Here is a 22417-nt window from a genome sequence, read left to right as displayed (position 1 = left end):
AAGCCAAAGGAACTAGAAGTATCATACAAACAGTTGTGGAATAAAGTATGGTACAAACACTGCAAGCCAAAAACATTACGCTACGAAATCTGATCGATCGCTTTGGCATTCAACTGGTTGACGATCGGCAATTTTTTCATGAATGGCAAAGTCATCTACCCGAAGTTACTGAATCAGAAAAACAACAACTCGACAAGGTTAGACAAGGATTCCTCAATTTACTCAATTACCCACCCTTATTAGAAGATGTGGTGAGAATGTCGATTCTCGACCCGATTTTATTTATTGGTGGATTTTATTTGCAACCTTTTTATGTCAGAAGCGAAAAGTCAATTGAAATAGCTGTTGCCGATCGAGATGTCATCATTACAGGAAGTTTGGATGCCCTGGTCTTAAGAGAGGAGTTTTGGATTTTAGTGATTGAGTCCAAAAAAGTTTCCTTCTCCGTTGAGGAAGGGTTAGCACAACTTTTAACCTATATGTTGGCAAGTCGACATCCCGAACATCCTAGTTTTGGCATGATTACATCAGGTGGAAGTTTTCTGTTTGTGAAGTTGGTTCATGCAACACCACCCCAGTATGCAACATCGAGACTATTTGGAACTCGTAGCCTAGACGATCTCTGTGATGTCCTGAGTATTCTGAAAAGATTGAGCAATCTTTAAAAAAAATGGCATTTTTTGAGGCGATCGCTTCAGGGTAACTACTTTGAGCGATACTCAAATACATGGTTATATAGCAATCAGATCTGAAATTCTGTAGGGTAGCCATTTTGGCTGTTCGGGGTCAGGCAGTTTACTTGGCTCACAAAAGTCGTATCAATCAACCGCGATCGCTATATCCGTATCAAAAAAACTATAAATATTTCAGTTAGTTATATGTCACAGCCCACGATCGAATCCATTTTGCAAGAAAAGCGGTTATTCCCACCATCCGAAGCATTTGCCAAAGCCGCTCATGTGAATAGCCTTGAGGCATACAAACAACTTTACGAAAAAGCCAAACTCGATCCGCAAAAATTTTGGGCAGAGCTAGCCGAAACCGAACTAGATTGGTTTGAGAAATGGCATACGGTTTTGGATTGGCAACCGCCTTTTGCCAAGTGGTTTGACGGGGGCAAAATCAACATTACTTACAACTGCCTCGATCGCCACTTGTTGACATGGCGACGAAATAAAGCCGCTTTGATTTGGGAAGGCGAACCTGGGGATTCTCGTACCCTGACTTACGCGCAACTGCATCGCGAAGTTTGTCAATTTGCCAATGCGCTCAAACAACTAGACGTTCAAAAAGGCGATCGCGTCGGCATCTATATGCCCATGATTCCCGAAGCGGCGATCGCCATGTTAGCCTGTGCCCGCATTGGGGCAACCCATTCTGTCGTATTTGGGGGGTTTAGTGCTGAAGCATTACGCGATCGGCTCAAAGACGGTCAAGCCAAGCTAGTGATTACCTCTGATGGTGGCTGGCGTAAAGATGCGATCGTACCGCTTAAAGACCAAGTCGATAAAGCTTTGGCAGATGGCGCTGTACCGAGTGTTAAAGATGTGATGGTGGTGAAGCGCACCAATCAGGAAATTTCAATGCAACCCGGTCGCGATCATTGGTGGCACGAACTTCAACCTGGAATGTCAGCACACTGTCCACCCGAGCCAATGGATAGCGAAGATATGCTGTTCATTCTCTATACCAGTGGCAGCACAGGCAAGCCCAAGGGTGTGGTTCACACGACCGCAGGCTATAACCTCTACACGCATATGACCACTAAATGGATTTTCGATCTAAAAGATACAGATGTCTATTGGTGTACCGCAGATGTGGGCTGGATTACGGGGCATAGCTACATTGTCTATGGTCCACTATCGAATGGAGCTACCACCCTGATGTATGAAGGTGCTCCCCGTGCCTCTAACCCCGGCTGTATTTGGGATGTGATTCAAAAATATGGGGTAAATGTGTTCTACACGGCTCCTACTGCGATCCGCACCTTTATTAAAATGGGCGAACACCTGCCCATGTCTAGAGATTTATCTTCGCTCAGGCTCTTGGGAACTGTGGGCGAACCGATTAACCCTGAAGCATGGATGTGGTATCAACGAGTCATTGGTGGCGGGAACTGCCCAATTGTCGATACTTGGTGGCAAACCGAAACTGGTGGCGTGATGATTACGCCCCTACCCGGTGCGGTTCCTACAAAGCCCGGTTCGGCAACACTTCCCTTCCCTGGTATTATTCCAGATGTCGTCGATCTTGATGGCACGCCTGCGGCGGATAACGAAGGTGGCTATTTGGTGATTAAACATCCTTGGCCCGGGATGATGCGTACTGTTTTCGGCGATCCAGATCGCTTCCGCAAGAGTTATTGGGAACATATTCCCCCTCAAGATGGGAAGTATGTCTATTTTGCTGGAGATGGCGCTAGACGTGATGAGGATGGCTACTTTTGGATCATGGGTCGTGTCGATGATGTGATCAATGTGGCTGGGCATCGCTTGGGCACGATGGAAATTGAATCAGCCTTGGTGTCGCATCCCAGTGTTGCGGAGGCGGCTGTAGTTGGGCGGCCCGATGATGTCAAGGGTGAAGATGTCTTCGCTTTTGTGATTTTAGAGGGTGCTCAGGAACCCAATGAAGCCTTGGCAAAAGCCTTAAAGCAACATGTCGTCAATGAAATTGGCGCGATCGCCCGCCCCAGCGAAATTCGCTTTGCCGAAGCTCTGCCTAAAACCCGCTCTGGTAAAATCATGCGTCGCCTATTGCGAACCATTGCCGCAGGTCAAGAAATTACCAGCGACACTTCTACGCTAGAAGATCGTTCCATTCTAGACAAACTCAGAGAAGGAGTTTAGAGAGTAAGAGATCGGCTTTTGGCTTTTTATTTTGAGCATCAAGATTTAAGGCTAAAAGCTGATCGGTCTCAAAAATATTTTTGTTTAGCCTATTGGCAAGTTCATGGATTGTTGTGCTATTGTTTATGTAAGACAGCTAAAAAAACTGACTTGTTTGGATTGATGTAGTCTCAGTTATAGGATGATTTCTTTTCTAAAGGTGGTTTGGTTAATCACTTGCTTAAGTATTTAGTAAATATACAAATATTTGAACAGGTAATTCATCGAACGGATTTTTAGGAAATTAATCTTCGTATTTCTGAGACTTCAACCCAAAGAGCAGAGAATGATCTTGTATCCTTCTGCTCGTTCCTTATAAGTACTTACTGGCTGTCCTGAAAATAAAATTCAGGAGTAAAGACATGAGTCCAAATGTATCTATGTCCGTTGACATTCAGAACGTTCGACTAAACCGACATCAAGCCACAATTTTGATTGATTTGGCTAAAAGTAAAGGAACTTTGCGAGAGAAGAAGATTTACTTCAACTCGGAGTGCAAATGTCAAACTCAAATCCCAAAAAAATTTAAAGGTCTTGGCTTTAAATTTGAAGATGTTCCTTCCTCACTGAAAAATAGTGCGGACGATCGACTGAAAGCTAATTTACTCGATGGTTTAGAGTACCCTCCTAATGTAGTTATTCTAGTATCGGGAGATGGTGATTTCACTCCTTCTGTGAGAGCTTTGCAGAAGCAGGGTATTAAGGTAATTGTTGTTGCAACTCGCGGCAATGTCAAACAAGATCTCAAAGCGATCGCTGATGAGTTTCATTTTATTGATGACTTGAAATTACCTGCAAATAGCACGACTTGATCTGAACCTTATGTCTCATACTATCAAGCACTTGAATACTTGAAAGAAGTCGTCAAGATGGCTGTCCAAGAAGGTAAACAGGCAAAGTTGAATTTTATTGATAGATTGATGAGAGAAAACTTTCCTAGTTATCGAGGGGTCTCATTTATCTGCAAACAAGATGGCACGAATTTCTCTAAATTCAATCAGTTTATTCTTGCTGCTGCCAGAGATGGAATTGTGCAAACGCAAACTATAGGAGATTCGATGAGAGTAATTCCCCTCTTACTCAATTGAATCGATAGCTTGCTCAGTCTATTGTCCCAAACATTTTTGTCTTAATTAAGGAGATACGCCATGAAAAAGATTCCTGACTTTGAGAATACCTCTCTACTTCACCGTGCGCTTACCCATAGCAGCTATACAAACGAGCATCCTGAAGAAAAAGGACATAATGAGCGTTTGGAATTTCTGGGTGATGCGATCCTGTCTTTTTTAAGCGCCGAGTATCTCTACGATCATCATCAGTATCCTGAAATGGGAGAAGATGAAATGACCCGACGCCGTTCTGCATTGGTAGATGAAAAACAACTGGCAAGGTTTGCTTCCGACCTAAACTTAAACTTTCATATGCGATTGGGAAAAGGGATGATTCAAGAAGGAGGTTTTCAGAATCCCAATTTGCTCAGCAGTACATTTGAAGCACTTGTTGCGGCTTACTATTTGGATCAAAGAAATGCAAATGGTCGAACTCATGCAATTGAATCTGTCCATAGCTTTGTGAAAAAACTGTTTGAATCTGTTCCTGAAGAAACAGTGGTAGTTCGCTCTAACACCGATTCTAAAAATCGACTTCAAGAGTGGGCACAAAAGCAACCAGTTAAGCCAGAAATTCAATTACAAATTGATGTAGGGAAACTTAAGGCTTCGGCTCTTTTACCAGTTTATACAGTAGTTAAAGAAACTGGAGCGGATCATACAAAGGAATTTACTATAGAAGTCAAAGTTCAAGGGGAACTTCTCGGACAGGGTAAAGGAAAAAGCAAAAAAGAAGCTGAAAAGAAAGCAGCTGAGAAAGCCTTAAATCAGCTCAGACAACTAGGAAGGATATGAGGCAATATAAATTGTCTTAGGAACGATAAATGCAAGATCCGAGACAATGTGTATTTAAGGTTAATATAGTAGTTGAGAAGATCGCTTGCAAGCAAGAGGGTTATCAACCATGACACAAACCTTTAGCCAGTTGCCACTTTACGATCGCGATTTTTGGCTTTGGACACAAGAAACAATCCATTTACTTAAGACTAGAGACTTCGATCGCGTAGATCTTGACAATTTAATTGAGGAGATAGAGTCCTTGGGGCGATCGGAAAAGAAAGAATTGAAAAGCAGTCTATTGACCTTGCTAGAACATATTCTCAAAAGATTGTACGTCAAGATGCCGCGTGAATATAACGGTTGGGAACAGACAATTCGCGAGCAACGCATCCAAATAGAACTATTACTAGATGACTCACCCAGTTTAAAGACACAATGGATTGAAGCCTGCGATCGGGCTTGGGAACTCAGCTTAAAAAAGGTTTCTGGAGATTATCCAAAAGTAAAGTTTCCTAGTATTTGCCCATTCTCGACAGATATTGAGGCTCTTTTAAATCAAAATCCTTGGGAATAATCGTCAATGATGCTACCTGACATCAACTTCTTCCATACTTTTTTAGGCTGATATAATTGATTTGTTTGTGATTCTAGGGATGGGGTTTAAAGGATGCTAAGTTGGCGAACGATTGGTGCAGTAGGTGCGATCGCATTTCTCATTTCATTAACTCAAACGTTTTCTGTTGATAGCGTTCGTGCCAATGTCACTACAGCACATCCATTCCCATTACCACAATCGCAGTTCGATACTACCATTTGGAAAGATCTCGTGTTGATAGATAAAGAACCTCATCCCCGTTTGATAATGGCGGAAGATCTGGTTCGCACGCGTAGTTTAGATGGATTGTCGCGCCAGCAGGTTTTAGAACTATTGGGAACCCCAACTAGTACGGGTAACCTTTTATCCGCAGATCCTGAGGCTTTTGAGTATTGGCTAAGTCCAGACACAAGAAGCAGCTATACCGTTATGAATGCGGTGGGGCGGGTGATGCAGTTTACCAATAATTTGGAGATTAGGTTTGACACCAAAGGGATTGTAAGCAGCTACGCTATTGTTACAAAAGCAGCCCCATTTTCACAGCCACCATCACAGTTCAATTCTACGGTTTGGAAAGAACTTTCAATGATTGCTGAGTATCCCTATCCGCGTTTGTCCATGGCTGACGATCTAGTTCGCACGCGTCGTTTGGAAGGATTGTCACGGCAGCAGGTTCTAGTACTATTAGGAAACCCAACTCCCAGTAATTATTTCAAAGATCGAGATTTCAAAGATCGATACGATCTTATCTATTGGTTGGGGGAATCAAGATCGAGCTATGTTGCGATCGGTCTCGATGGACGGGCGATAAACTTTGATGCTGTTTTGCTGATTAAGTTGGATGCGAAAGGGTTTGTAAGCAAGTATGCGATCGTACGCGATTAATTGTGCATCACCCCTCGATTTTGGGAATTCACTTCAAAGTTCGCTACAATGCCAGCAAAATTTAATTTCAATCTCTATGAAATGGTCGTAATTCTTTAGCGGTTTTTCTCAGATTCCTCAAGAATAGCGACAGGATTTTCAGAGCGAATGGACTTACATCACCCATTCAAGAGCTAGGGTTGTAGCTTGGGTAACGACGAAAGTCCCGACTGACTTTCTCAGAGAAGCTATCTGAAACTTGTTTAACAACTTGATTTAAAATAGCATCCCCAGTCCTTTGAACCAAAGACGTGGGAAGAATCATTACGAACATTGGAAAATCGAGTTTAGCGATCAGCGTTAGATCCCATTCTATTTGTGTAGTTTTAATATTTGCTTTTCTAGTTGAATGCTCGACCAGCTTAATTTTAGAATGAAAACTGACTTCATAGCCATTAGGATCTTTGGCAGGGATGGGTTGTGTTTTTATTTGATAATTACCCCTTCCATCTTGAGTCATGTATAAATTTACAGTAGGATCGATTTCGTAACCCAGTGCGCCAATCTTGCCAATATTTAGCGAATAGGCATTCGCTCCGATCGCTCTAGCTTTTAGAGGCAATATACACTGAGGCAACCACTGAGGATGGTTTTCAATATACTTACTTACCGATTCTATATCCCCTTTCAGAAGGATCGATCCCGATGAGTAATTTCTAAATGTATAGGGAAATGATGCTTTGTTTCTAGAAGCAGTTGGTTCTCGATCGGAACCCGTTGCATATCGTTCTGGACGAATATCTTGAATTACTTCCTCGGCTGATTGATAGCGTTTCTTGGTTCCAGGCTGAACGAGTTTATCTAAAATCTTGCCTAGGGAATCACTCACAGGAACTGTTAGATAATCGCGCCAAATCCAGTCATTTTCAGCATTATCAAACAGTTGAAATGGAGCGATTCCTGTCAATAGATGCAGGCAGGTCACGCCCAAACTATACAGATCGCTGCTAAAGTTCGCTTTACCCCTTGCTTGCTCGGGTGAGGTATAGGCTGCGCTGCCAATAATCGTTCCTGTTGCTGTGAAACCCGTACCTGCCGCAAATTTAGCAGCACCAAAATCAACTAATACAATCTGTCCGTCCGAACGCCGAATCATGTTTTCTGGCTTTATATCTCGATGAATTACCTGATTCTCATGAATGAATTGCAGGACGGGTAATATGTGATTTAAAAGCAGCCAAATCTTCGTTTCTGAAAATACTCCCTCCTGTACCAACTCTTCCGCTAAATTTTGACCATCAATAAATTCTTGAATGAGATATTGATTTTTATCCTGCTCGAAATATGCGAAAAGTTCGGGTATTTGAGCGTGCTTTCCTAAAGCATCGAGCCTTAATGCTTCTTGTGCAAAAAGCTCTGCGGCTTTGGTGGCACTGCTCGGATCTTGATTACTTGGAAAGAATTGTTTGATTACGCATAGGGGTTTGGAAGGCTTATCTTCATCGACGGCTAAAAATGTTTTGCCAAAACCACCTTGCCCTATTTTTTTTACGGCTCTGTATCGATCCCTTAACAAGAGTCTCCAGCCACAATGCTTGCAAAACTTGGCATCGCTTGGATTTTGTTTGTTGCAAGTAGAATTGAGGCAGTAGCTCATAAGACCTCATGAATCTTAGTTCTATAAAGAAGTATTTTACACAGTGCGATCGGCATAAATTTTTCAGCTCTCATCAGTTTTACACAGCGATCGCTAATTATGCTTTTGCCAAACATATAGAATCAATCAATACTGCACGGGTGGCTAGAAAGTTTCAGGCGATCGCACCGAAAAACGACGAAGACGAACTACGAATAAGCGTGCAACGCGATGCTAAAATTCCGCGCATGTACGACAACGTCTGTAAGTATCTTGCTGAAAACTTCTCTGCCGACCTAGCTACGTGGCTGCTCGGTCAGCCGATCGCTTTTACCCAACTCAGTCCAACCGAGCTAAATGTCGAACCAATTCGTGCAGATTCGCTCATTCTCTTAGATTCCCAAGAGCTGATACTCCACATCGAATTTCAAACGAAACCAGACATAGAAATTCCATCTCGGATGGCAAATTATCGCATCAGAATCTACAATCGCTTTCCCAAGAAAGCAGTGCGCCAAATCGCGATTTATTTGAAAGCAACCAAGTCGCGCTCGGTATTTAATACTTGTTTTGAGATTTCTGGTTTGCGGCATGAGTTTGAGGTGATTAGGCTATGGGAGCAACCCGTAGAGACTTTTTTGCGATCGCCTGGGCTATTGCCGTTTGCTATACTAGCTAACAGTTCCGAACGTCTGGAAGTACTGAGGCAAGTTGCCAACCGATCTGAGGAGATTGTCGAACAAAATATACGCGGAAATGTAATGGCTGCTTCGGCAGTGCTGGCTGGTTTGGTTTTAGGAAAAGATTCTATAAGACAGATTTTGCGGAGTGAAGTGATGCGTGAATCAGTGATTTATCAAGATATTTTGCTCGAAGGTTTGCAACAGGGCTTGCAACAGGGTTTGCAACAGGGTCTGCAACAGGGCTTGCAACAAGGTGAGCGCAAGGGTTTGCAACAGGGTGAGCGCAAAGGTTTGCAGAAAGGAGAGGCTATTCTCGTTCTAAGGCTGCTTAAGTTTAAATTTGGTGCGATCTCGTTAAAGACACAAAAAACTATCCAACAATTGTCAACCGATCGACTGGAAAATTTAGGTGAGGCTCTGTTAGGGTTTACCTCTCTGGCGGATTTGTCTGCTTGGTTGCGGCAGAATAAGGAAAAATAGTTAAATGCACGAGTGGCTGGGATTTTCAGGCGATCGCGATTCGATCTTCTGGGTTGGTTTCGTCAATAGCGCCTAATTCTAGCAGGCTTAACTTTTTAGACGGACAGCGAAATCCAGAGGAGCTGAAAGCGATCGAGCAATTTTGGGTTCTTGAAACCTTAGATTTCTCGTTTACTATTCTCAATAATGCGAAATTATTAAAAATAGGGGTCAAATCCTTAGAAATCTTGTATAGCAAGGACTTTAGGGCTTGCGATCGCAGGTTTTTTGACTTGTGTGTACTGTATATACACAATAGAAAGAACGGGACTTCCGATTGCCAAATGGCTACAGAGATACCTGCCCGCTTTTGTAAAGAGAAATGCTAGACCTGTTTGATGCACTATCATTTACTGATTTCTCGAACAGGTGCTGTGAAATTCAGAAATATTAGAATAGATATTAAACACTCTATCCATTGCTGTTAACTGAAAGAAAGATTTAACTGGCTCGGCAATAATCGAGCAAAGAATTAACCGAAATCCGAATTGTCTTGAAAGTCGCAACGCCCCCAAAACTGCTCCTAAGCCATAGGTGTTAATGTAGGTAACATCTTGCATGTCAATTATAAAATAATCGAAATCTTCAGTCTTACTAAGGGTTTGAATTTGATCGTAAATTTCTTTGCAATTGTCATGATTCATTTTTCCATTAGGTCTAAATACTTGAACTTTTTTTTCCATTTTTTAGTACCTGATTTATATTCAAAAAACATCGCCAATACTGCTCACGAGGTTGCTTTTTTAGCTTGAAATCACGACAATAGAACGCATAGAGGGTTGATGAGCCTTAACTGAAAGAGTTGCAAGATCGCAAAAAATTCAACTAGCAATAGATCCTCCCTTTCTCAATCTTTCTTTGTCTAAAACTGTAAAAGGCGGACAAAACAATTCCAAAGGTGGTTTTATTAAACACTCACTAATTATTTCGGTTGCTTTAGCAGCATTCACTGGTTTAGAAAAGTAATATCCCTGTCCTCTGTGACAAGACATGTTAATAAGAGTTGTAAGCTGCTCTAAGGTTTCAATGCCTTCCACAATAATATCTTTATCTAAAGCTGTTGCTAGTTTAGTAATTGCATTGACAATAATCCATTCTTCTTTTTGAACGAACGAGCGATCTATTTTTAAGACATCGATTGGAAGATCGTATAATAGGCTCAAAGAAGAATAGCCCGTACCAAAATCATCAAGATAAAGTTGCAGTCCAATTTTTTTGAATTTCTCTAAAACTTCTACTGTAGTTTCACGGTCTCTGATTAAGACACTTTCAGTAATTTCTAGTTGCAATTTGTGTGGGTGAATTTCACTTTCATGTAAAGCCTTTTTTGTGTACTCAAATAAAGAATTATCCAGTAGCTGATAGCCAGAGACGTTAACACTAACGGCTAAATCAAGATTTTCAGGAAATTGACAATTCCATAACTTGAGTTGACCGATCGCTGCTTCGATCGTCCATTCACCAATCAGATTAATTAGCCCTGTAGCTTCAGCAAAAGGGATAAAATCAGCAGGGAGAACTATGCCACGCTTGGGATGATTCCATCGCAAAAGTGCCTCAAAGCTTAAAACCTTACCAGTATTAAAATCTACAATAGGTTGGTAATAAAGCTGAAATTCTTTTCGTTCAATGGCAGTTTTTAGCTCTTCATAAAACTCATACTCAAATTTTAGGCGATCGCAAACTTCATACTGTAAAATTGCATTTTGAGTTTCTAAAAAATGTATTTTCTCCTTAAGTTGCGTTTGCAGACATCGCAGTTGCAAGTGAACCTCTACCCTAGCTAGAACTTCCATAAGATTGAAAGGTTTGCTAATATAGTCCACTCCACCAGATGAGAATGCTTCAAGTTTATCTAGTGGACTATCTAAATTACTTAAGAAAATTATAGGGATATCCTTTGTGTTTTCTTGCTCCTTTAGTAGAAAACCAACTTCGTATCCACTCATGTCGGGAATACGAATATCTAGCAAAATTAAATCTGGTGGGTCACTTTTAACCTTTTGTAGTGCGACCTTTCCGCTATTGGCATCAGAGACTCTGTATTCCTGACTTATCAACATTTCAGATAGTATTTTGAGATTCTGCAGATTATCGTCAACTATCAAAATATGACCGAGTTGATTGGTCATGAATTTAACCTCACCCAAATTTCAATTACATTTGTGATAAAACCAAAAATGAGTTTTCCCAAAATTTGACTGGAAGCAATACTCAGGTTTGACAAAGTTTAGATTGTTGAGCAAAGCTATAGCAATCCGATTAGATTTGTGTGGAGGGACAATTTATGAATTGTCCCGATAATTCTAGAAAGGAGAAAAACTACTGATGGAACATACCTGATTGATAGATTCGTAGGGTTGGAGAATCATTCAGATTCGGCGAACTTATACTGAGTGAGTAATTTAACTATATATGGAGATAAGTAAGGGCTTTAGAACGAAATCATTTATCTCAATGAGATGTTCGTCTTATGACTTCTCAATTGAAGCCTTAGAGGGTTTTAGCTAATTTTTTTTAAGATAGCTGTAGTTCTCATGCCTTGAGTAATAAGTTTTTCCTCAATTTGTTGAATTTGTGGCTTTGCCCCGATTAGATATTGGGTGCGTTGAGGCTGAGAAAACCAGTCAGTAGCACAAGCACTTAAATCTTGATGAGTTTGAGCAGAAAACCATCCTCCTAGCAATCCTGCCTCTAAACTGAACGATTTCGATACTGATGCCTCTTGAACTGTCGATATACCCGAGTTTTCAATGGTGACAAGCAAAAGCCCTTCTTTGGCAAAGGAAAAATCGACAATTATTCTCCCTAACCCATGCACTCCCCAGATTTGCTGAAGGGTAGCAAAAAATTCAGGGGCATTCATCAGCGAAATGGATGTTTCGTAATAGAGTTCGATCTCTTTGCGAACTCTTTCATAAAAGGACTTGCCCCAACCAAAACCAAACGTATAAAAAGCCATTGATGCGGCTTCTCCTGCCTCTAATAACAAAGTTTTTTGAATGCTATCGAGTAACAGTGAGGGTACTGCAAGCAAGCGATTTCCTTGTCTGGTAGATAGTAACCCTGTAGAAGGTTCAGATTGAAGATATGCCCTTGGCGCGAAGTAATTGGAAGGAATTACTTCACTTTGAATGTTGGTTAGTTTCATCTTTTCTCTCCTGTTAAAAACGATCGTACCAATTACATTTACGATAGATTGAAATTTAAAGACCTCATGCTGCATCATTTGCCATTAATCATTTCTTCCGCCATATCCAAGTAAGGGACGAGAAACTCTGCCTGTTTAATTGGCAATTTGGACTTTACTGCCTGTCCCAGAAGTTTGTAACCTGGATAATTGTGTTGCATTGCCGATAAAATATTTTGCTGCCAATACAGAAAACGATCCTTGAGGAGTTCATCATCTTGTAATAGCATGGCAAGAGCACAATAGCGCAATCCTAGAGTCAAGTCTCTCTGGCATTTTTCCGATCCCAGATCATCCAATAGTTTAGAATCAGAGCGATTTCCGCTTCTCATAGAGTTAAGCGCATCCTCAACGATCTCCGTTTCTTTTTGCTTTACTGCATTGTAAGCCGCTTTCCTAGACTGCCAAGAAGAGAGTACATTGTCTAACAGTTGAAAGTCCTGAGCATTCACGTAGGTGCCATATGAACGCTTCAACACATCTTCTAATAAAGTAATCATTAATTCCTTAGCTCCTGTTTTTATTGCGGTAATTTTGAGACAGTTACAAAATCGTAGTATTTAGGCTGATTTCACAAGACTTATTCCCAATCAATCTGATTGCGAACCGATTTAACACTTGAAGATGAAGAAAGTTTAGGGATTTGTTTTGAGGAACGCCACTGCACTTTTGCCATCAGATTGCCAATTGTTAAAGAGCCTACATTATGGAATTGTTCTACTCCCACAAGGGAGCATGTTTGAAAAGGCTTAGTGGAATTTTCTGGGCTGCTACGTCTACCTCGTTTTGGACGAAGCAATCGCATTATAAATCTGCTAAAACTACCCCAAATCCCTTTAATCCAGCTTAAAAAGCCTGTAGATCCTCGCTCTTGATTCCTTGTCATGATTGATACACCTTAATAATTAATCTCTTACCAATAAATCGTTTTCAGCAGGAATTTCTTCCGCCATAAATCGATTTGCCACTTCAGATGCGGTTGCCCCTGAAGAAAGCCAAAATTCTGTAGCTCGAATACGCTTTTCGGAGCCAATCAAAAAACGACAGAACTCATTTCCCATGGCATAGCACTGTATTTCTGTGCTGCTCAAACCCTTTGCAAACACGACGCTAAAAAATCCCGATAGCAGTCCAGCATACAGATGACATACTGGTTTACCCACATAGCCGAGTGTTTTCGCTACGGCGGAATCAAACAGATCCACAAAGATAAAACCTTCTTTGAGGGAACTGAGATTTAGACTCCAAGTTCCCCAACCTTGAGCAGTGAGCGGCCACCACCATGTCTCCATCGCAAAAGCAAGATTGGATGTTTCTAAGGTCAGGTTATAGTATTGCTTAAACCAACCCTCAAAAGCGATCGCATCCTGCTTACCCCAATTTTCTCCGATCATGTAAAGTAGCAATCCAGCTGATTCACCAACTTCATGTTCTAATCCTTTAAGCAGAGAAACGATAAAGTCTTCCCCAACAATTAGATTGCGCTGCTGATGGTAGTCATTTACTTCGCCTTTCTGCATGTCAAAGTCGAAAAAAGTGTAGCGACTGTAATGGCACACATCCAAAGACGAATGCATGAATATTTGTGGAGCCTGTAAGTTCCCGATTTCCTTCATAAGTTACTTCTCCTTTTTAGAATTGCGTGTTAAATAAACTTTCATTTCTTGCTCGAATTCTTGAGTCGCCGTTTGCATTTTTTGCAGAGCTGTTCGCAAGATCAGCTTTCCTTCATATACCAAGACCTCCCCTGTAATAGGATGAATAAGGGACTGCTCTGCTTTTTTCCCTACTTGAGATTCTAATTCGGTATCCGAGTCAACATATTTGCCCTTAGGTACTTCTAAGGAAACTCCACTTCCCAAAACCATACACTGGCAAGCAAGACGAGCATTAGACTGCTCGATCCGCATCAAGCTCAATGTCATGAGTTCCTGTTCTGTCGGTGGGGTTAAACTATCCATTCCCTTGTGGATAAATACATGGCAGGTTGCACAGCGTCCCTGTCCCCCACAGGCTTTCAAAACATTGATATTGTTAGCTAGCAAAACCCCGAGCAATCGAGTTCCTTTTGGGGTAGACGTTAATTGCCCATCAATTTGCAGAGCTAAAAGCGAATTCTCAGTATTCATGTTGTCTTTTAGATGGGGCAGTGAGAGAATGCGTTTTCATGGTTTATTCCTATTTTCATACAACGATCGCTTGGGTTGATTCAGCGATTAGGAAGAAATGATTTGCTTAACTTGCTCGGAGACACCCATTTGAGAGAGCATTTGGGTGTAGTCCACAATGATGCGATCGCACTCCTTTAAAAAGAGCCCCACCCACAATTGCAAACTTTTTAACTGCTCGGATGTAATTTGTTCTTGGGGGATTGATTCGCTGAAATATGCGATTCCACCGCGATAATCTACAACCCAACTTTGCAACCAAGGATACTCAGCGATCGTGGCAACTTGAGCTTTTTTCCAATAATTCCCGATCGCCATTCCACCAAAATAGTTCATACTGCAATCAGTAATCTGATTTAGCGCAGAAAGAACTTGCTCGTAACTAAGGGTTTTCGAGGTTGCAGGAACTGCAACAGGTGAAATCGGCTTAGGCGTTGATGGGGGCTGCTTGTGAGCGAAGACTTGAAGTTCAGTTGGGCTATTAGTAGAAACTGGAATGTTTTCCAGCTCATTCTTGCTAGTTTCTAAGGTCGCAAGCTCTGCTGTTGGTTCAGTGCCAGTGCTGATTTTTTGAATGACTTCTCGTAAGATATAGAGTCTGTCAACATGACTGCTCAGAACATCATAAATTCCTTTAGCAATTACCCAATTTCTGAAAAAGTCATTAACAGCGGGTTGAGGTGATAGCAGGATAACTCGTAGTCCTGGCAATTGCTCAGAACATCGACGATAGACCTCCAGATAACTTGAGTCCTCTAGAGTCCCGATCATCAAAATATCGGTTTTTTGATTGGATAATGTTTGAAATAATTCTCCTGATTTTTTGCAGATAGAGATGACGTGATTATCTTTCCTTAACTCGTCTACAAGGGGTTGACTCACTGATTCTGAAGACTCAGCTAAGATTAACCGAAGCGATGATTTTTTTGAAAGGTTAATATTTCCAATCCCGCTATTTACTTCCATTGCTAAACTCTGCATTGCTCACCTACTAATTCGATCGAGTAGAGATTTTCAAGCCATATTGTCTACTGCCCTCCTCATAACAAGATTTCAATCACCCTTTAACCATAACCAACAAAAATAAGAAACTTATATGAGTGACAAAAATTTATTAACCGCAAAAATAAGAAACTTATATGAATGATAAAGATTGACTAAAATTTACCAGTACTAAATTATTCACCAGCCTGCAAAATCATGCTTGGGGCAGAGTGTTATAAGATTTACTACGGATACTTTTAAAATATCTTCTAAACATCCCATCCAAAAATTTCAGCAATCTGCCGCCAGACGATGACTGGATTGAAGGGTTTGTCGATCACTCCTGCAATATTTAATTTGGCAAAGTGGCGACGATCGCTAGGCAATATTTTTGCTGTCAACAAGGCTACTGGAATCTTTTGGGTTTCTGGATCGGTTTGCAGTTGTTCGAACACGGATAACCCGTCCATATCTGGCATCGATACATCTAGAAGAATGGCATCACAATGTCCTGCTTTGAGGATGAGCAGTCCTTCTTTACCAGAGGCAGTGGTGACTACCTCCCAGCCTGCAAACTCTTCCAATGATGCTTGAATGACATCTCGGATATCCTGTTCGTCATCCACAATTAAAAGACGTCTGGTCATAGATCTTCTCTCCGTTAGATGCGGATATAAAATAAAATGTACTTGCTTGAAAGAAGCTACAAACGCAGTGTGAGGTTAAGTAGCTCAGCTAGCGATCGCTTTGCTATGCCAATTTGAACGATAAACTTAATACCATTTTCAAAAAGTGATGCAACGCATCTTTTTGAAAAGACCGCGCTCCGCGTGGAACACAAAACCCGATCTGTCGCAATTTCAAGAGAAATTGGTATAACAGCTCGAATGAGTTGGGACTTTCATCGTTGGATGTCGGTTTACGCCCATATGCCCATCTGCGTCGATTCTCGATCGAATTGGTATTGCGTAAACCATAAACCACAAAAGTAAGAAGCTTATATGATGGGGTAATAATAAAATTAGGAGATTTGGGAATGCTTCGATCGCGTCCCAGACAGTTTATTTGTCATCGATATGAAAAAGGTATGGATTATATATTTTCTTGCGCGATCGGTAATGTGAAATAAAACGTACTTCCTCTTCCTAAGGTGCTTTCTGCCCAAATTTCCCCGCCATGCTGTTGCACGATGTTCCGACAGATTGCTAGCCCCAGACCAGTACCACTCTTTTGACGAGAATCAGAAATATCCACTTGATAAAAGCGATCGAAGATCTTGTCTAACCGATCGGCGGGAATGCCGCGTCCGCAATCTTTGACAGAAAAAAGAATGTAGGGAGCCGAGGGTTCTAAGATTGGATTTCTAATTTCTGCACGTAACCAAACCGTGCTTTCGGGTGGAGAAAACTTTATGGCATTACTAAGGAGGTTCGTGAGGGTCTGAACGATGGCATTAGAGTCTGCTCGGACTTCTATATCAAGGAGCGTAAAGTCTAGAGTGACAGAAACCTGAATGGCGAGCTGTTGCACCGACTCTATGGCTTGCCGCATCAGCTCGGAAATATGACAGGTGCCGATCGCTAATTGAACTTTCCCCGATTCTAACCGTTCTAGGTTCAGAATATCATTGACTAGACGCACTAAGCGATCGCTGTTATTTAAAGCAATCTTAAGCATGTGTTTGGCTTTTTCGGGACGATTACTGTAAACGCCAGATTCCAAAATGCCGAGGGAACCATGAATTGCCGTCAGCGGTGTACGCAGTTCGTGGCTGACCACGGAAATAAATTCATCTTTGATTTGCTCTGTCTTTTGGCGTTTGGTAATATCTGTAATGATTGCCAGTGCGCCGCCATATAGACCTGATGCATCGAAAATAGGATTCGCGGAAACAATGCCCCATAGGTCAGAGCCATCTTTACGCCGAAATTTAAAATCATGGATTTCCCGTGTACCCTGACGGCGAGTTTCGATGCCTCTCATGGCAATCTCTCGACCTTCCTCATCCATAAACTCAAATAAAGATGTTCCGAGCATTTCATCAACGTTGTAGCCCAGCATATTTGCCATGCTTTGGTTGACAAATGTAGTCTTACTATCGCGATCGAGCTTCCATATGCCATCTATTGAAGTTTCCACAATAAACCGATAGTTTTCTTCGCTTTCCCTCAATGCCATTTCTGCTTGTTTGCGATCGGTTAGATCGTGGGTATTGACAACAACTCCCGAAATTTCACCATCCAGTTCAAAGTAAGGTGAATAGGTTACTCTTACGAACCGACGGATTGTATCTTGATAGTCAAACCAAGCCTCGTATTGGACGATTTCTCCAGCAAGACAACGATCGAGCTGAGGTTTAATTACTGCTTGGAAGATCTCTTCACCACGCATCTCGCTCACAGAATGTCCAACAATTTGTTCGCTCTGGATTCTGTCCCAATTTAAGTAGGTTTGGTTAACGACCCGATACATGTAGTTGCGATCGACGAGGGAAATCCCATCGGTGGTGGCAGAAACAATGCGCTCGTACTGACGGAGGAATGTCTCTAGACGTTTGCGATCGCTGATGTCTTTGAATACGGAAATGGAGAACATCTGGTCTTCTAGCTCGATCAACTCAGAAGATAGCAATCCAGTTACGATCTGGCCTGATTTGATCCGCAAATCCACTTCATAATTGCGAGTTTTTTGCTGAGTTTGGAGTAGGTGGTAAATTTCCGCTCCCTGTTCGGGTCGAGCGATGAAATTCAACTCATCCACGGTATGACCGATAATTTCGGCATGGGTGTAACCAGTAAGGGCAAGAAATTGGTCGTTTACAGCCAGATAAGAGCCGTCTGAAATATTGACAATCGTAATCGGATCTGGACTGGTGCGAAATACTTTCGCAAATTTCTCTTCCGATTCCTGAAAGGATTTTTGGAGCTTATTCGCCATCTGGTTAAAGGATTTTGCTAAAACGTTTAACTCAGCGATCGCGATTTTTTCTGACAAAGGCTCCTGCCAAACTCCACGCGACAAAAACTGGCTGGCACGACTCAGTCGCAAAATCGGAGTTGAAATCCAATGTGCTATTAACAAACTGATTCCAGTTGCAACCAAGAGTGTCAGTCCGCATAAGAGAATTGTCCAGTTTGTATCTGCTTGAATTTTTGCTATAAAGTCAGACTCTGGAACTACCGTTACCAGCAACCAATCTAAGCCGTAGCGATCGCGGTAGGGAACGATCTCAGCAAATAGCGTAGTTCCATCCATGGGGACTTTAAAATGCAGCTCTGTTTTGATGCGATCTAGTGCTCCGAATTGCTGCTGTATTTGTGCGGCGATCGCTCTTGTGCGAGCGTCCTGACTTTGGATTGCAGGTAAACGGGTCGGATTTCCTTTGTCTTGATTGATATAAGGAATTTCTAATGTGGAGGTAGCAACTAGATCGCCAGCGCGATCGAGGATAAATGTTTGCCCTGAAGGTGAGAAGTTGAGCTTGTTTAAAAAAGTCCCGATCTCAGACAACCCCACATTACTGGTAAAAACACCCTCAAATTTTCCTGCGGCATCATAGACAGGTACTACAGCATTCATACCCATGCTTGGTACGGATCGGTAAACATAAATTGGCGACCAGCTTTGTTTTTGGGTAGTTGTCGCTGCTTGATACCACGGTGTTGTCCGATTATCGATCGGCAGCGTATAAATTAATTTTTTGGCTTTGCCGCGTTCGTCAACTAGATAATATTTCCGCTGGGTTGAGTGTGCAGGTTTAACCTCATTTAGGATCGGCATACCGCTCTTTAAATTTTCTCCAGATACTTTTTTGGCTTGCTCGACAATCTCTTGACTGAGCAGTTGTGTATAGCCAACCTCCTCTCCCCGTGCGTTGGCAAAAATTGTAGAGGTCAATGATGGTGATAACTGTATCTGTTGCCAAAGGTAGCCCCGCAATTGCTCAAAGTCCTCTAGGTCGAGACGCCCCTGTTGGGCAGCGAATTGATTAACCGCTACGACTTGCTGATGTGTTTGCAGGGAGATATTGAGGCGATCGCGAACGCGATGGGTTGCCTGATCCATCACCTGATCTGCCATATCTTCTATGGCCTGTTGACTGCCACGGTAAGACAAATAGCCTACTAGTCCTACTGTGCCCGCCGTTTGCAGCACAAAGAAAATAATTAACACCCACCGCAAGGAAATTACGCCTGAGTCAAGATGGAAACGTTTTAGGAAAAGGGATGGGGTCATGAGCGTTCGTATCACTATAGGGAGTATAGGTAATAGGTATTGCGACCTTTCTCCTTGGCAGCATAAAGTGACTGGCAGGCAGCGTTAATGATATCGTCACAGGATTTTTTATCTGTGGCAGGAACAGTACTTGTAATTCCTAGACTCAGCGAGACATAAGGGTGGGTGGCAGCGTTGCTATGGGGAATTTGTAGCTGGGCGATCGCCTGTTGAATGCGTTCGGCAATACTTAAAGCACCTTCTAGCATCGTATTAGGTAGCAGGATCGCAAATTCATCGCTGCCAAAGCGAGCAGCCCGATCGGTAGTTAGTTTGATACATTGCACGATTGTGCTGGCAATCTGTTGTAAGCAAAGGTCTCCAGCGGGATACCCGTAGAAATCGTTATAGAGTTTGAACTCATCTACACCGCACAAAATTAGGGAGAGCGGTAACTGTTTGGATTGGAGGCGTTGCCACGATTGCTGGAGATATCGGTTAAAGGCACGGCGATTGGTAATTTGTGTCAGGGTATCGATGGTTGCCTGTTTTTGCCATTCATAGGTTTGCTGTTGGCGCAGGCGCAGGCGTTCGATCTGAGTCAGCACGCGGTTTACCAACTCTGGCTCTACCACGGGTTTACTAATGAGGTCATCGGCTCCTGCGGCAAATGCTTGCTGTATAGAGGCGCGATCGGTATGGGCGGTAACGACTAAAATTGCTAAATCGTCATACTTGGGTTCTTGGCGAATGACCTGACATAGTTCGATACCGTTAAAAGTAGGCATTTCCAGATCTAGCAGCAGCAAATCAGGTTGGATCGCGGTCAAGATGCCCCAAAACTGACTGGGATTCTCTAAACAAGTCACTTGCATTCCCCACGATCGCAGTAAATTGGATAGGTAAGCCAAAATCATGGGGTCATCGTCCACAATCATGACTTTGGCTTCAGGTTTTGCTGGTTGCGGTAGCATTTGGGCGATCGCATCAAATACTTGCTTGGGGGGGACAGGCAGTGGTAGATAGCGATCGCCTCCCAAGCGGGCAACTTGGACGCGTTGGTGGAGACTCTCTTGGATCGAATCAATGGAGGAATCGCTTTGGCGATCGGGAGCGAGGGTCAGTACTGGGATGGTTGAGAACTGCTGCTTTAAGACTCGTAGTAAAGAAAGTCCATCCATTTCAGGGCAAGAACTGTTGAGCGTAAGCACAACAGCTGCTGTTTTTTTCTCTGTCAGCCAATGTAAGATTTTTTCCTCTTCCACTAAGGCAAATTGGAATTTTCGCTCCACGGCTTCTTTATATAGCGCATCGGCAAAATTGAGATCGTCTCCAACAAAAAGCACCAACGGATCGGTCGTTGAATTCAACATTCTTGCATTGGGGGGCTTATTTAATTCTTGCTCCAATTCAAGTATTAGTTGGTTCATCTGTACCGAATGCTGGCTTTCTGGCGTGGTAGGGCCCATTAACAAATATTCGATCAATTTCGCTAGGTCTGAGCCTCTTGGATAGCCAAAGGTTCCCAAACTCCCTGCTAGCCGATGGGCTTCTGCTTGGGCGGCAGCTCGTCGTTCGGCAGTCAATTCGCCTGTTTGCAGCGCTCGTCCTGCCGATCGCAAAATTTCAACTCGCCGATCTAGAGAGTCGGCGAATCTTTCCTGAATCTTAGCGATTTCCTGAGGGATAAGTTCTAATACTGAATTTTTTGGTGAATTTTTCTCTCTCGATCTCTGCCGATCGCCTAGCTCCATTTCCCTATCTTTTGGGGCATCCTGCGGCTGAGGATTGACTCGATACCCAATCCCGTAGACTGTTTCAATCAGTTCTTGCGTCATTCCTGCTGTATGCAATCGGTGACGTAAATCTTTAATTAAATTAGTGACAGCATGGGTCGTAGGAACATCATCGATTGTCCAGAGGCGATCGATAATGGCATCGCGACTAAAAATTCGCTGGGGATGACGTAGAAAGAGTTCTAACAAACTATATTCTTTGGGGCGAAGGGCAACAATCTTTTGTTGATAAGTCACTTGGGGTAATGCGGGATCTAAAGAAAGATTTCCCCAAGTCAATATTGTGGAAGTAGTTTCTAGATTTCCTCGGCGCAACAAAGCTCGAATTCTTGCCTGTAATTCGGTAATATTGCAGGGCTTGGTTAGATAATCGTCAGCTCCCGCATCCAGTCCAGCGGCGATGTCTTGGCTAGAGCCACAGTTGGTTAATATCAAAATTGGCAAAGCAAAACCCTGCGATCGCAGTTTTCGGCAAATACTGAGTCCATCCAATTTGGGAAGCTGAATATCTAAAATCACCAAGTCGTATTTCTGTAATCCAGCTAGCTCCAATCCTGTTTCCCCGTCCGTAGCTAAATCCACCGTATAATGACTGGAAATGAGAGATTTCTTGAGCAACTCTCCTAAGGATTGTTCGTCTTCTACGAGCAAAATCTTCATGTCAAACTTGTCATGTCATAGAGAGAGAATATGGGCAATTCCTGTGAGGCTAGTCAAAATCACGCTCTCTAACAGAAAGAGGCGACAAAATTACCACACTCATGAAAAAAATTCAGAGTAATAGAGCTGTTGCTTTACAACAAGATCGCCCTAAGATTACATTTTGCAAGTGTCAAAGATTTCGTGACACCTATGTAAAAAAGCCTAAACTGAACGTGTGGGTAATGTAAGTTGATATCATTGATATTATCCTGAATAGCGACTATTGACTCTTTTAGTTCTTTGTTTACTTATACAGTTTTGTAATACAGATGTATCAATTATTACAGA

Annotated in this window: 19 protein-coding genes; 8 read left to right on the top strand and 11 right to left on the bottom strand. The window is 42.4% G+C overall.

All coding sequences use genetic code 11. The features are described 5' to 3' along the window. The first annotated feature begins 47 nt into the window (after window positions 1-47). From ACP2WE_RS07850 to ACP2WE_RS07820, 7 genes are all read left to right on the top strand, one after another. Complete coding sequence (locus tag ACP2WE_RS07850) at window positions 48-665, top strand: restriction endonuclease subunit R (protein WP_425215001.1); 618 nt, start codon at window positions 48-50, stop codon at window positions 663-665. 213 nt (window positions 666-878) lie between these two features. After that, window positions 879-2849 carry an acetate--CoA ligase gene (acs, locus tag ACP2WE_RS07845; RefSeq protein WP_425215000.1) on the top strand — a complete coding sequence of 657 codons (1971 nt, stop codon included), beginning with the start codon at window positions 879-881 and terminating at the stop codon, window positions 2847-2849. Between the two features lie 401 nt (window positions 2850-3250). Beyond that, window positions 3251-3700, top strand: a complete 450-nt coding sequence (locus tag ACP2WE_RS07840) for an NYN domain-containing protein (protein ID WP_425214999.1) — start codon at window positions 3251-3253, stop codon at window positions 3698-3700. Window positions 3701-3757: 57 nt separating this feature from the next. Beyond that, window positions 3758-3976 (top strand): hypothetical protein, encoded by a 219-nt coding sequence (locus tag ACP2WE_RS07835; protein ID WP_425214998.1) that lies wholly within the window; start codon window positions 3758-3760, stop codon window positions 3974-3976. A 60-nt stretch (window positions 3977-4036) separates the two neighbouring features. Then, window positions 4037-4792, top strand: coding sequence for a ribonuclease III (gene rnc / locus ACP2WE_RS07830; RefSeq protein WP_425214997.1), 756 nt, complete (start codon window positions 4037-4039; stop codon window positions 4790-4792). Window positions 4793-4901: 109 nt separating this feature from the next. After that, window positions 4902-5351 (top strand): DUF29 domain-containing protein, encoded by a 450-nt coding sequence (locus ACP2WE_RS07825; protein ID WP_425214996.1) that lies wholly within the window; start codon window positions 4902-4904, stop codon window positions 5349-5351. Window positions 5352-5444: 93 nt separating this feature from the next. Beyond that, window positions 5445-6257 carry a hypothetical protein gene (locus ACP2WE_RS07820; RefSeq protein ID WP_425214995.1) on the top strand — a complete coding sequence of 271 codons (813 nt, stop codon included), beginning with the start codon at window positions 5445-5447 and terminating at the stop codon, window positions 6255-6257. 166 nt (window positions 6258-6423) lie between these two features. Here the strand turns inward: ACP2WE_RS07820 and ACP2WE_RS07815 are convergent, their stop codons facing one another. Next, window positions 6424-7893 (bottom strand): protein kinase domain-containing protein, encoded by a 1470-nt coding sequence (locus ACP2WE_RS07815; RefSeq protein ID WP_425214994.1) that lies wholly within the window; start codon window positions 7891-7893, stop codon window positions 6424-6426. 8 nt (window positions 7894-7901) lie between these two features. On the opposite strand from ACP2WE_RS07815, the gene ACP2WE_RS07810 reads away from it, so the two are divergent. Next, on the top strand, window positions 7902-9035 hold the full coding sequence (locus tag ACP2WE_RS07810; protein WP_425214993.1) for an Rpn family recombination-promoting nuclease/putative transposase: 1134 nt from the start codon (window positions 7902-7904) through the stop codon (window positions 9033-9035). A gap of 389 nt (window positions 9036-9424) precedes the next feature. Here ACP2WE_RS07810 and ACP2WE_RS07805 read toward each other — a convergent pair whose 3' ends face one another. The 10 genes from ACP2WE_RS07805 to ACP2WE_RS07760 all read right to left on the bottom strand — a co-directional run bounded on the left by ACP2WE_RS07805 (window position 9425) and on the right by ACP2WE_RS07760 (window position 22087). Beyond that, window positions 9425-9757 (bottom strand): STAS domain-containing protein, encoded by a 333-nt coding sequence (locus ACP2WE_RS07805; RefSeq protein ID WP_425214992.1) that lies wholly within the window; start codon window positions 9755-9757, stop codon window positions 9425-9427. 138 nt (window positions 9758-9895) lie between these two features. Further along, the gene (locus tag ACP2WE_RS07800) at window positions 9896-11206 is read right to left on the bottom strand and encodes a two-component system response regulator (protein ID WP_425214991.1); all 1311 of its coding nucleotides are present in this window, start codon (window positions 11204-11206) and stop codon (window positions 9896-9898) included. A 371-nt stretch (window positions 11207-11577) separates the two neighbouring features. Continuing rightward, window positions 11578-12225 (bottom strand): hypothetical protein, encoded by a 648-nt coding sequence (locus ACP2WE_RS07795; protein ID WP_425214990.1) that lies wholly within the window; start codon window positions 12223-12225, stop codon window positions 11578-11580. A gap of 74 nt (window positions 12226-12299) precedes the next feature. Further along, window positions 12300-12764, bottom strand: a complete 465-nt coding sequence (locus ACP2WE_RS07790; RefSeq protein ID WP_425214989.1) for a bilin-binding protein — start codon at window positions 12762-12764, stop codon at window positions 12300-12302. 405 nt (window positions 12765-13169) lie between these two features. Further along, complete coding sequence (locus tag ACP2WE_RS07785) at window positions 13170-13880, bottom strand: V4R domain-containing protein (protein ID WP_425214988.1); 711 nt, start codon at window positions 13878-13880, stop codon at window positions 13170-13172. Between the two features lie 3 nt (window positions 13881-13883). After that, complete coding sequence (locus tag ACP2WE_RS07780) at window positions 13884-14393, bottom strand: 2Fe-2S iron-sulfur cluster-binding protein (protein WP_425214987.1); 510 nt, start codon at window positions 14391-14393, stop codon at window positions 13884-13886. 87 nt (window positions 14394-14480) lie between these two features. Further along, window positions 14481-15413, bottom strand: coding sequence for a hypothetical protein (locus tag ACP2WE_RS07775; RefSeq protein ID WP_425214986.1), 933 nt, complete (start codon window positions 15411-15413; stop codon window positions 14481-14483). A gap of 272 nt (window positions 15414-15685) precedes the next feature. After that, the gene (locus ACP2WE_RS07770; protein WP_425214985.1) at window positions 15686-16063 is read right to left on the bottom strand and encodes a response regulator; all 378 of its coding nucleotides are present in this window, start codon (window positions 16061-16063) and stop codon (window positions 15686-15688) included. Between the two features lie 445 nt (window positions 16064-16508). Then, the gene (locus ACP2WE_RS07765; RefSeq protein ID WP_425214984.1) at window positions 16509-19652 is read right to left on the bottom strand and encodes a PAS domain S-box protein; all 3144 of its coding nucleotides are present in this window, start codon (window positions 19650-19652) and stop codon (window positions 16509-16511) included. Window positions 19653-19666: 14 nt separating this feature from the next. After that, complete coding sequence (locus ACP2WE_RS07760; RefSeq protein ID WP_425214983.1) at window positions 19667-22087, bottom strand: response regulator; 2421 nt, start codon at window positions 22085-22087, stop codon at window positions 19667-19669. Between the last annotated feature and the right edge of the window lie 330 nt (window positions 22088-22417).

Origin of the sequence: Tumidithrix helvetica PCC 7403, assembly GCF_965232925.1 — a bacterium.
Lineage (GTDB): Bacteria > Cyanobacteriota > Cyanobacteriia > Pseudanabaenales > Pseudanabaenaceae > Tumidithrix > Tumidithrix helvetica.
This window is presented reverse-complemented; position numbering and strand designations above follow the sequence as displayed.

Coding starts and splice junctions, on each gene's coding strand:
- ACP2WE_RS07850 (WP_425215001.1), top strand. CDS start 48: ATGGTACAAACACTGCAAGCCAAAAACATTACGCTACGAAATCTGATC.
- acs (WP_425215000.1), top strand. CDS start 879: ATGTCACAGCCCACGATCGAATCCATTTTGCAAGAAAAGCGGTTATTC.
- ACP2WE_RS07840 (WP_425214999.1), top strand. CDS start 3,251: ATGAGTCCAAATGTATCTATGTCCGTTGACATTCAGAACGTTCGACTA.
- ACP2WE_RS07835 (WP_425214998.1), top strand. CDS start 3,758: ATGGCTGTCCAAGAAGGTAAACAGGCAAAGTTGAATTTTATTGATAGA.
- rnc (WP_425214997.1), top strand. CDS start 4,037: ATGAAAAAGATTCCTGACTTTGAGAATACCTCTCTACTTCACCGTGCG.
- ACP2WE_RS07825 (WP_425214996.1), top strand. CDS start 4,902: ATGACACAAACCTTTAGCCAGTTGCCACTTTACGATCGCGATTTTTGG.
- ACP2WE_RS07820 (WP_425214995.1), top strand. CDS start 5,445: ATGCTAAGTTGGCGAACGATTGGTGCAGTAGGTGCGATCGCATTTCTC.
- ACP2WE_RS07815 (WP_425214994.1), bottom strand. CDS start 7,893: ATGAGCTACTGCCTCAATTCTACTTGCAACAAACAAAATCCAAGCGAT.
- ACP2WE_RS07810 (WP_425214993.1), top strand. CDS start 7,902: ATGAATCTTAGTTCTATAAAGAAGTATTTTACACAGTGCGATCGGCAT.
- ACP2WE_RS07805 (WP_425214992.1), bottom strand. CDS start 9,757: ATGGAAAAAAAAGTTCAAGTATTTAGACCTAATGGAAAAATGAATCAT.
- ACP2WE_RS07800 (WP_425214991.1), bottom strand. CDS start 11,206: ATGACCAATCAACTCGGTCATATTTTGATAGTTGACGATAATCTGCAG.
- ACP2WE_RS07795 (WP_425214990.1), bottom strand. CDS start 12,225: ATGAAACTAACCAACATTCAAAGTGAAGTAATTCCTTCCAATTACTTC.
- ACP2WE_RS07790 (WP_425214989.1), bottom strand. CDS start 12,764: ATGATTACTTTATTAGAAGATGTGTTGAAGCGTTCATATGGCACCTAC.
- ACP2WE_RS07785 (WP_425214988.1), bottom strand. CDS start 13,880: ATGAAGGAAATCGGGAACTTACAGGCTCCACAAATATTCATGCATTCG.
- ACP2WE_RS07780 (WP_425214987.1), bottom strand. CDS start 14,393: ATGAATACTGAGAATTCGCTTTTAGCTCTGCAAATTGATGGGCAATTA.
- ACP2WE_RS07775 (WP_425214986.1), bottom strand. CDS start 15,413: ATGCAGAGTTTAGCAATGGAAGTAAATAGCGGGATTGGAAATATTAAC.
- ACP2WE_RS07770 (WP_425214985.1), bottom strand. CDS start 16,063: ATGACCAGACGTCTTTTAATTGTGGATGACGAACAGGATATCCGAGAT.
- ACP2WE_RS07765 (WP_425214984.1), bottom strand. CDS start 19,652: ATGACCCCATCCCTTTTCCTAAAACGTTTCCATCTTGACTCAGGCGTA.
- ACP2WE_RS07760 (WP_425214983.1), bottom strand. CDS start 22,087: ATGAAGATTTTGCTCGTAGAAGACGAACAATCCTTAGGAGAGTTGCTC.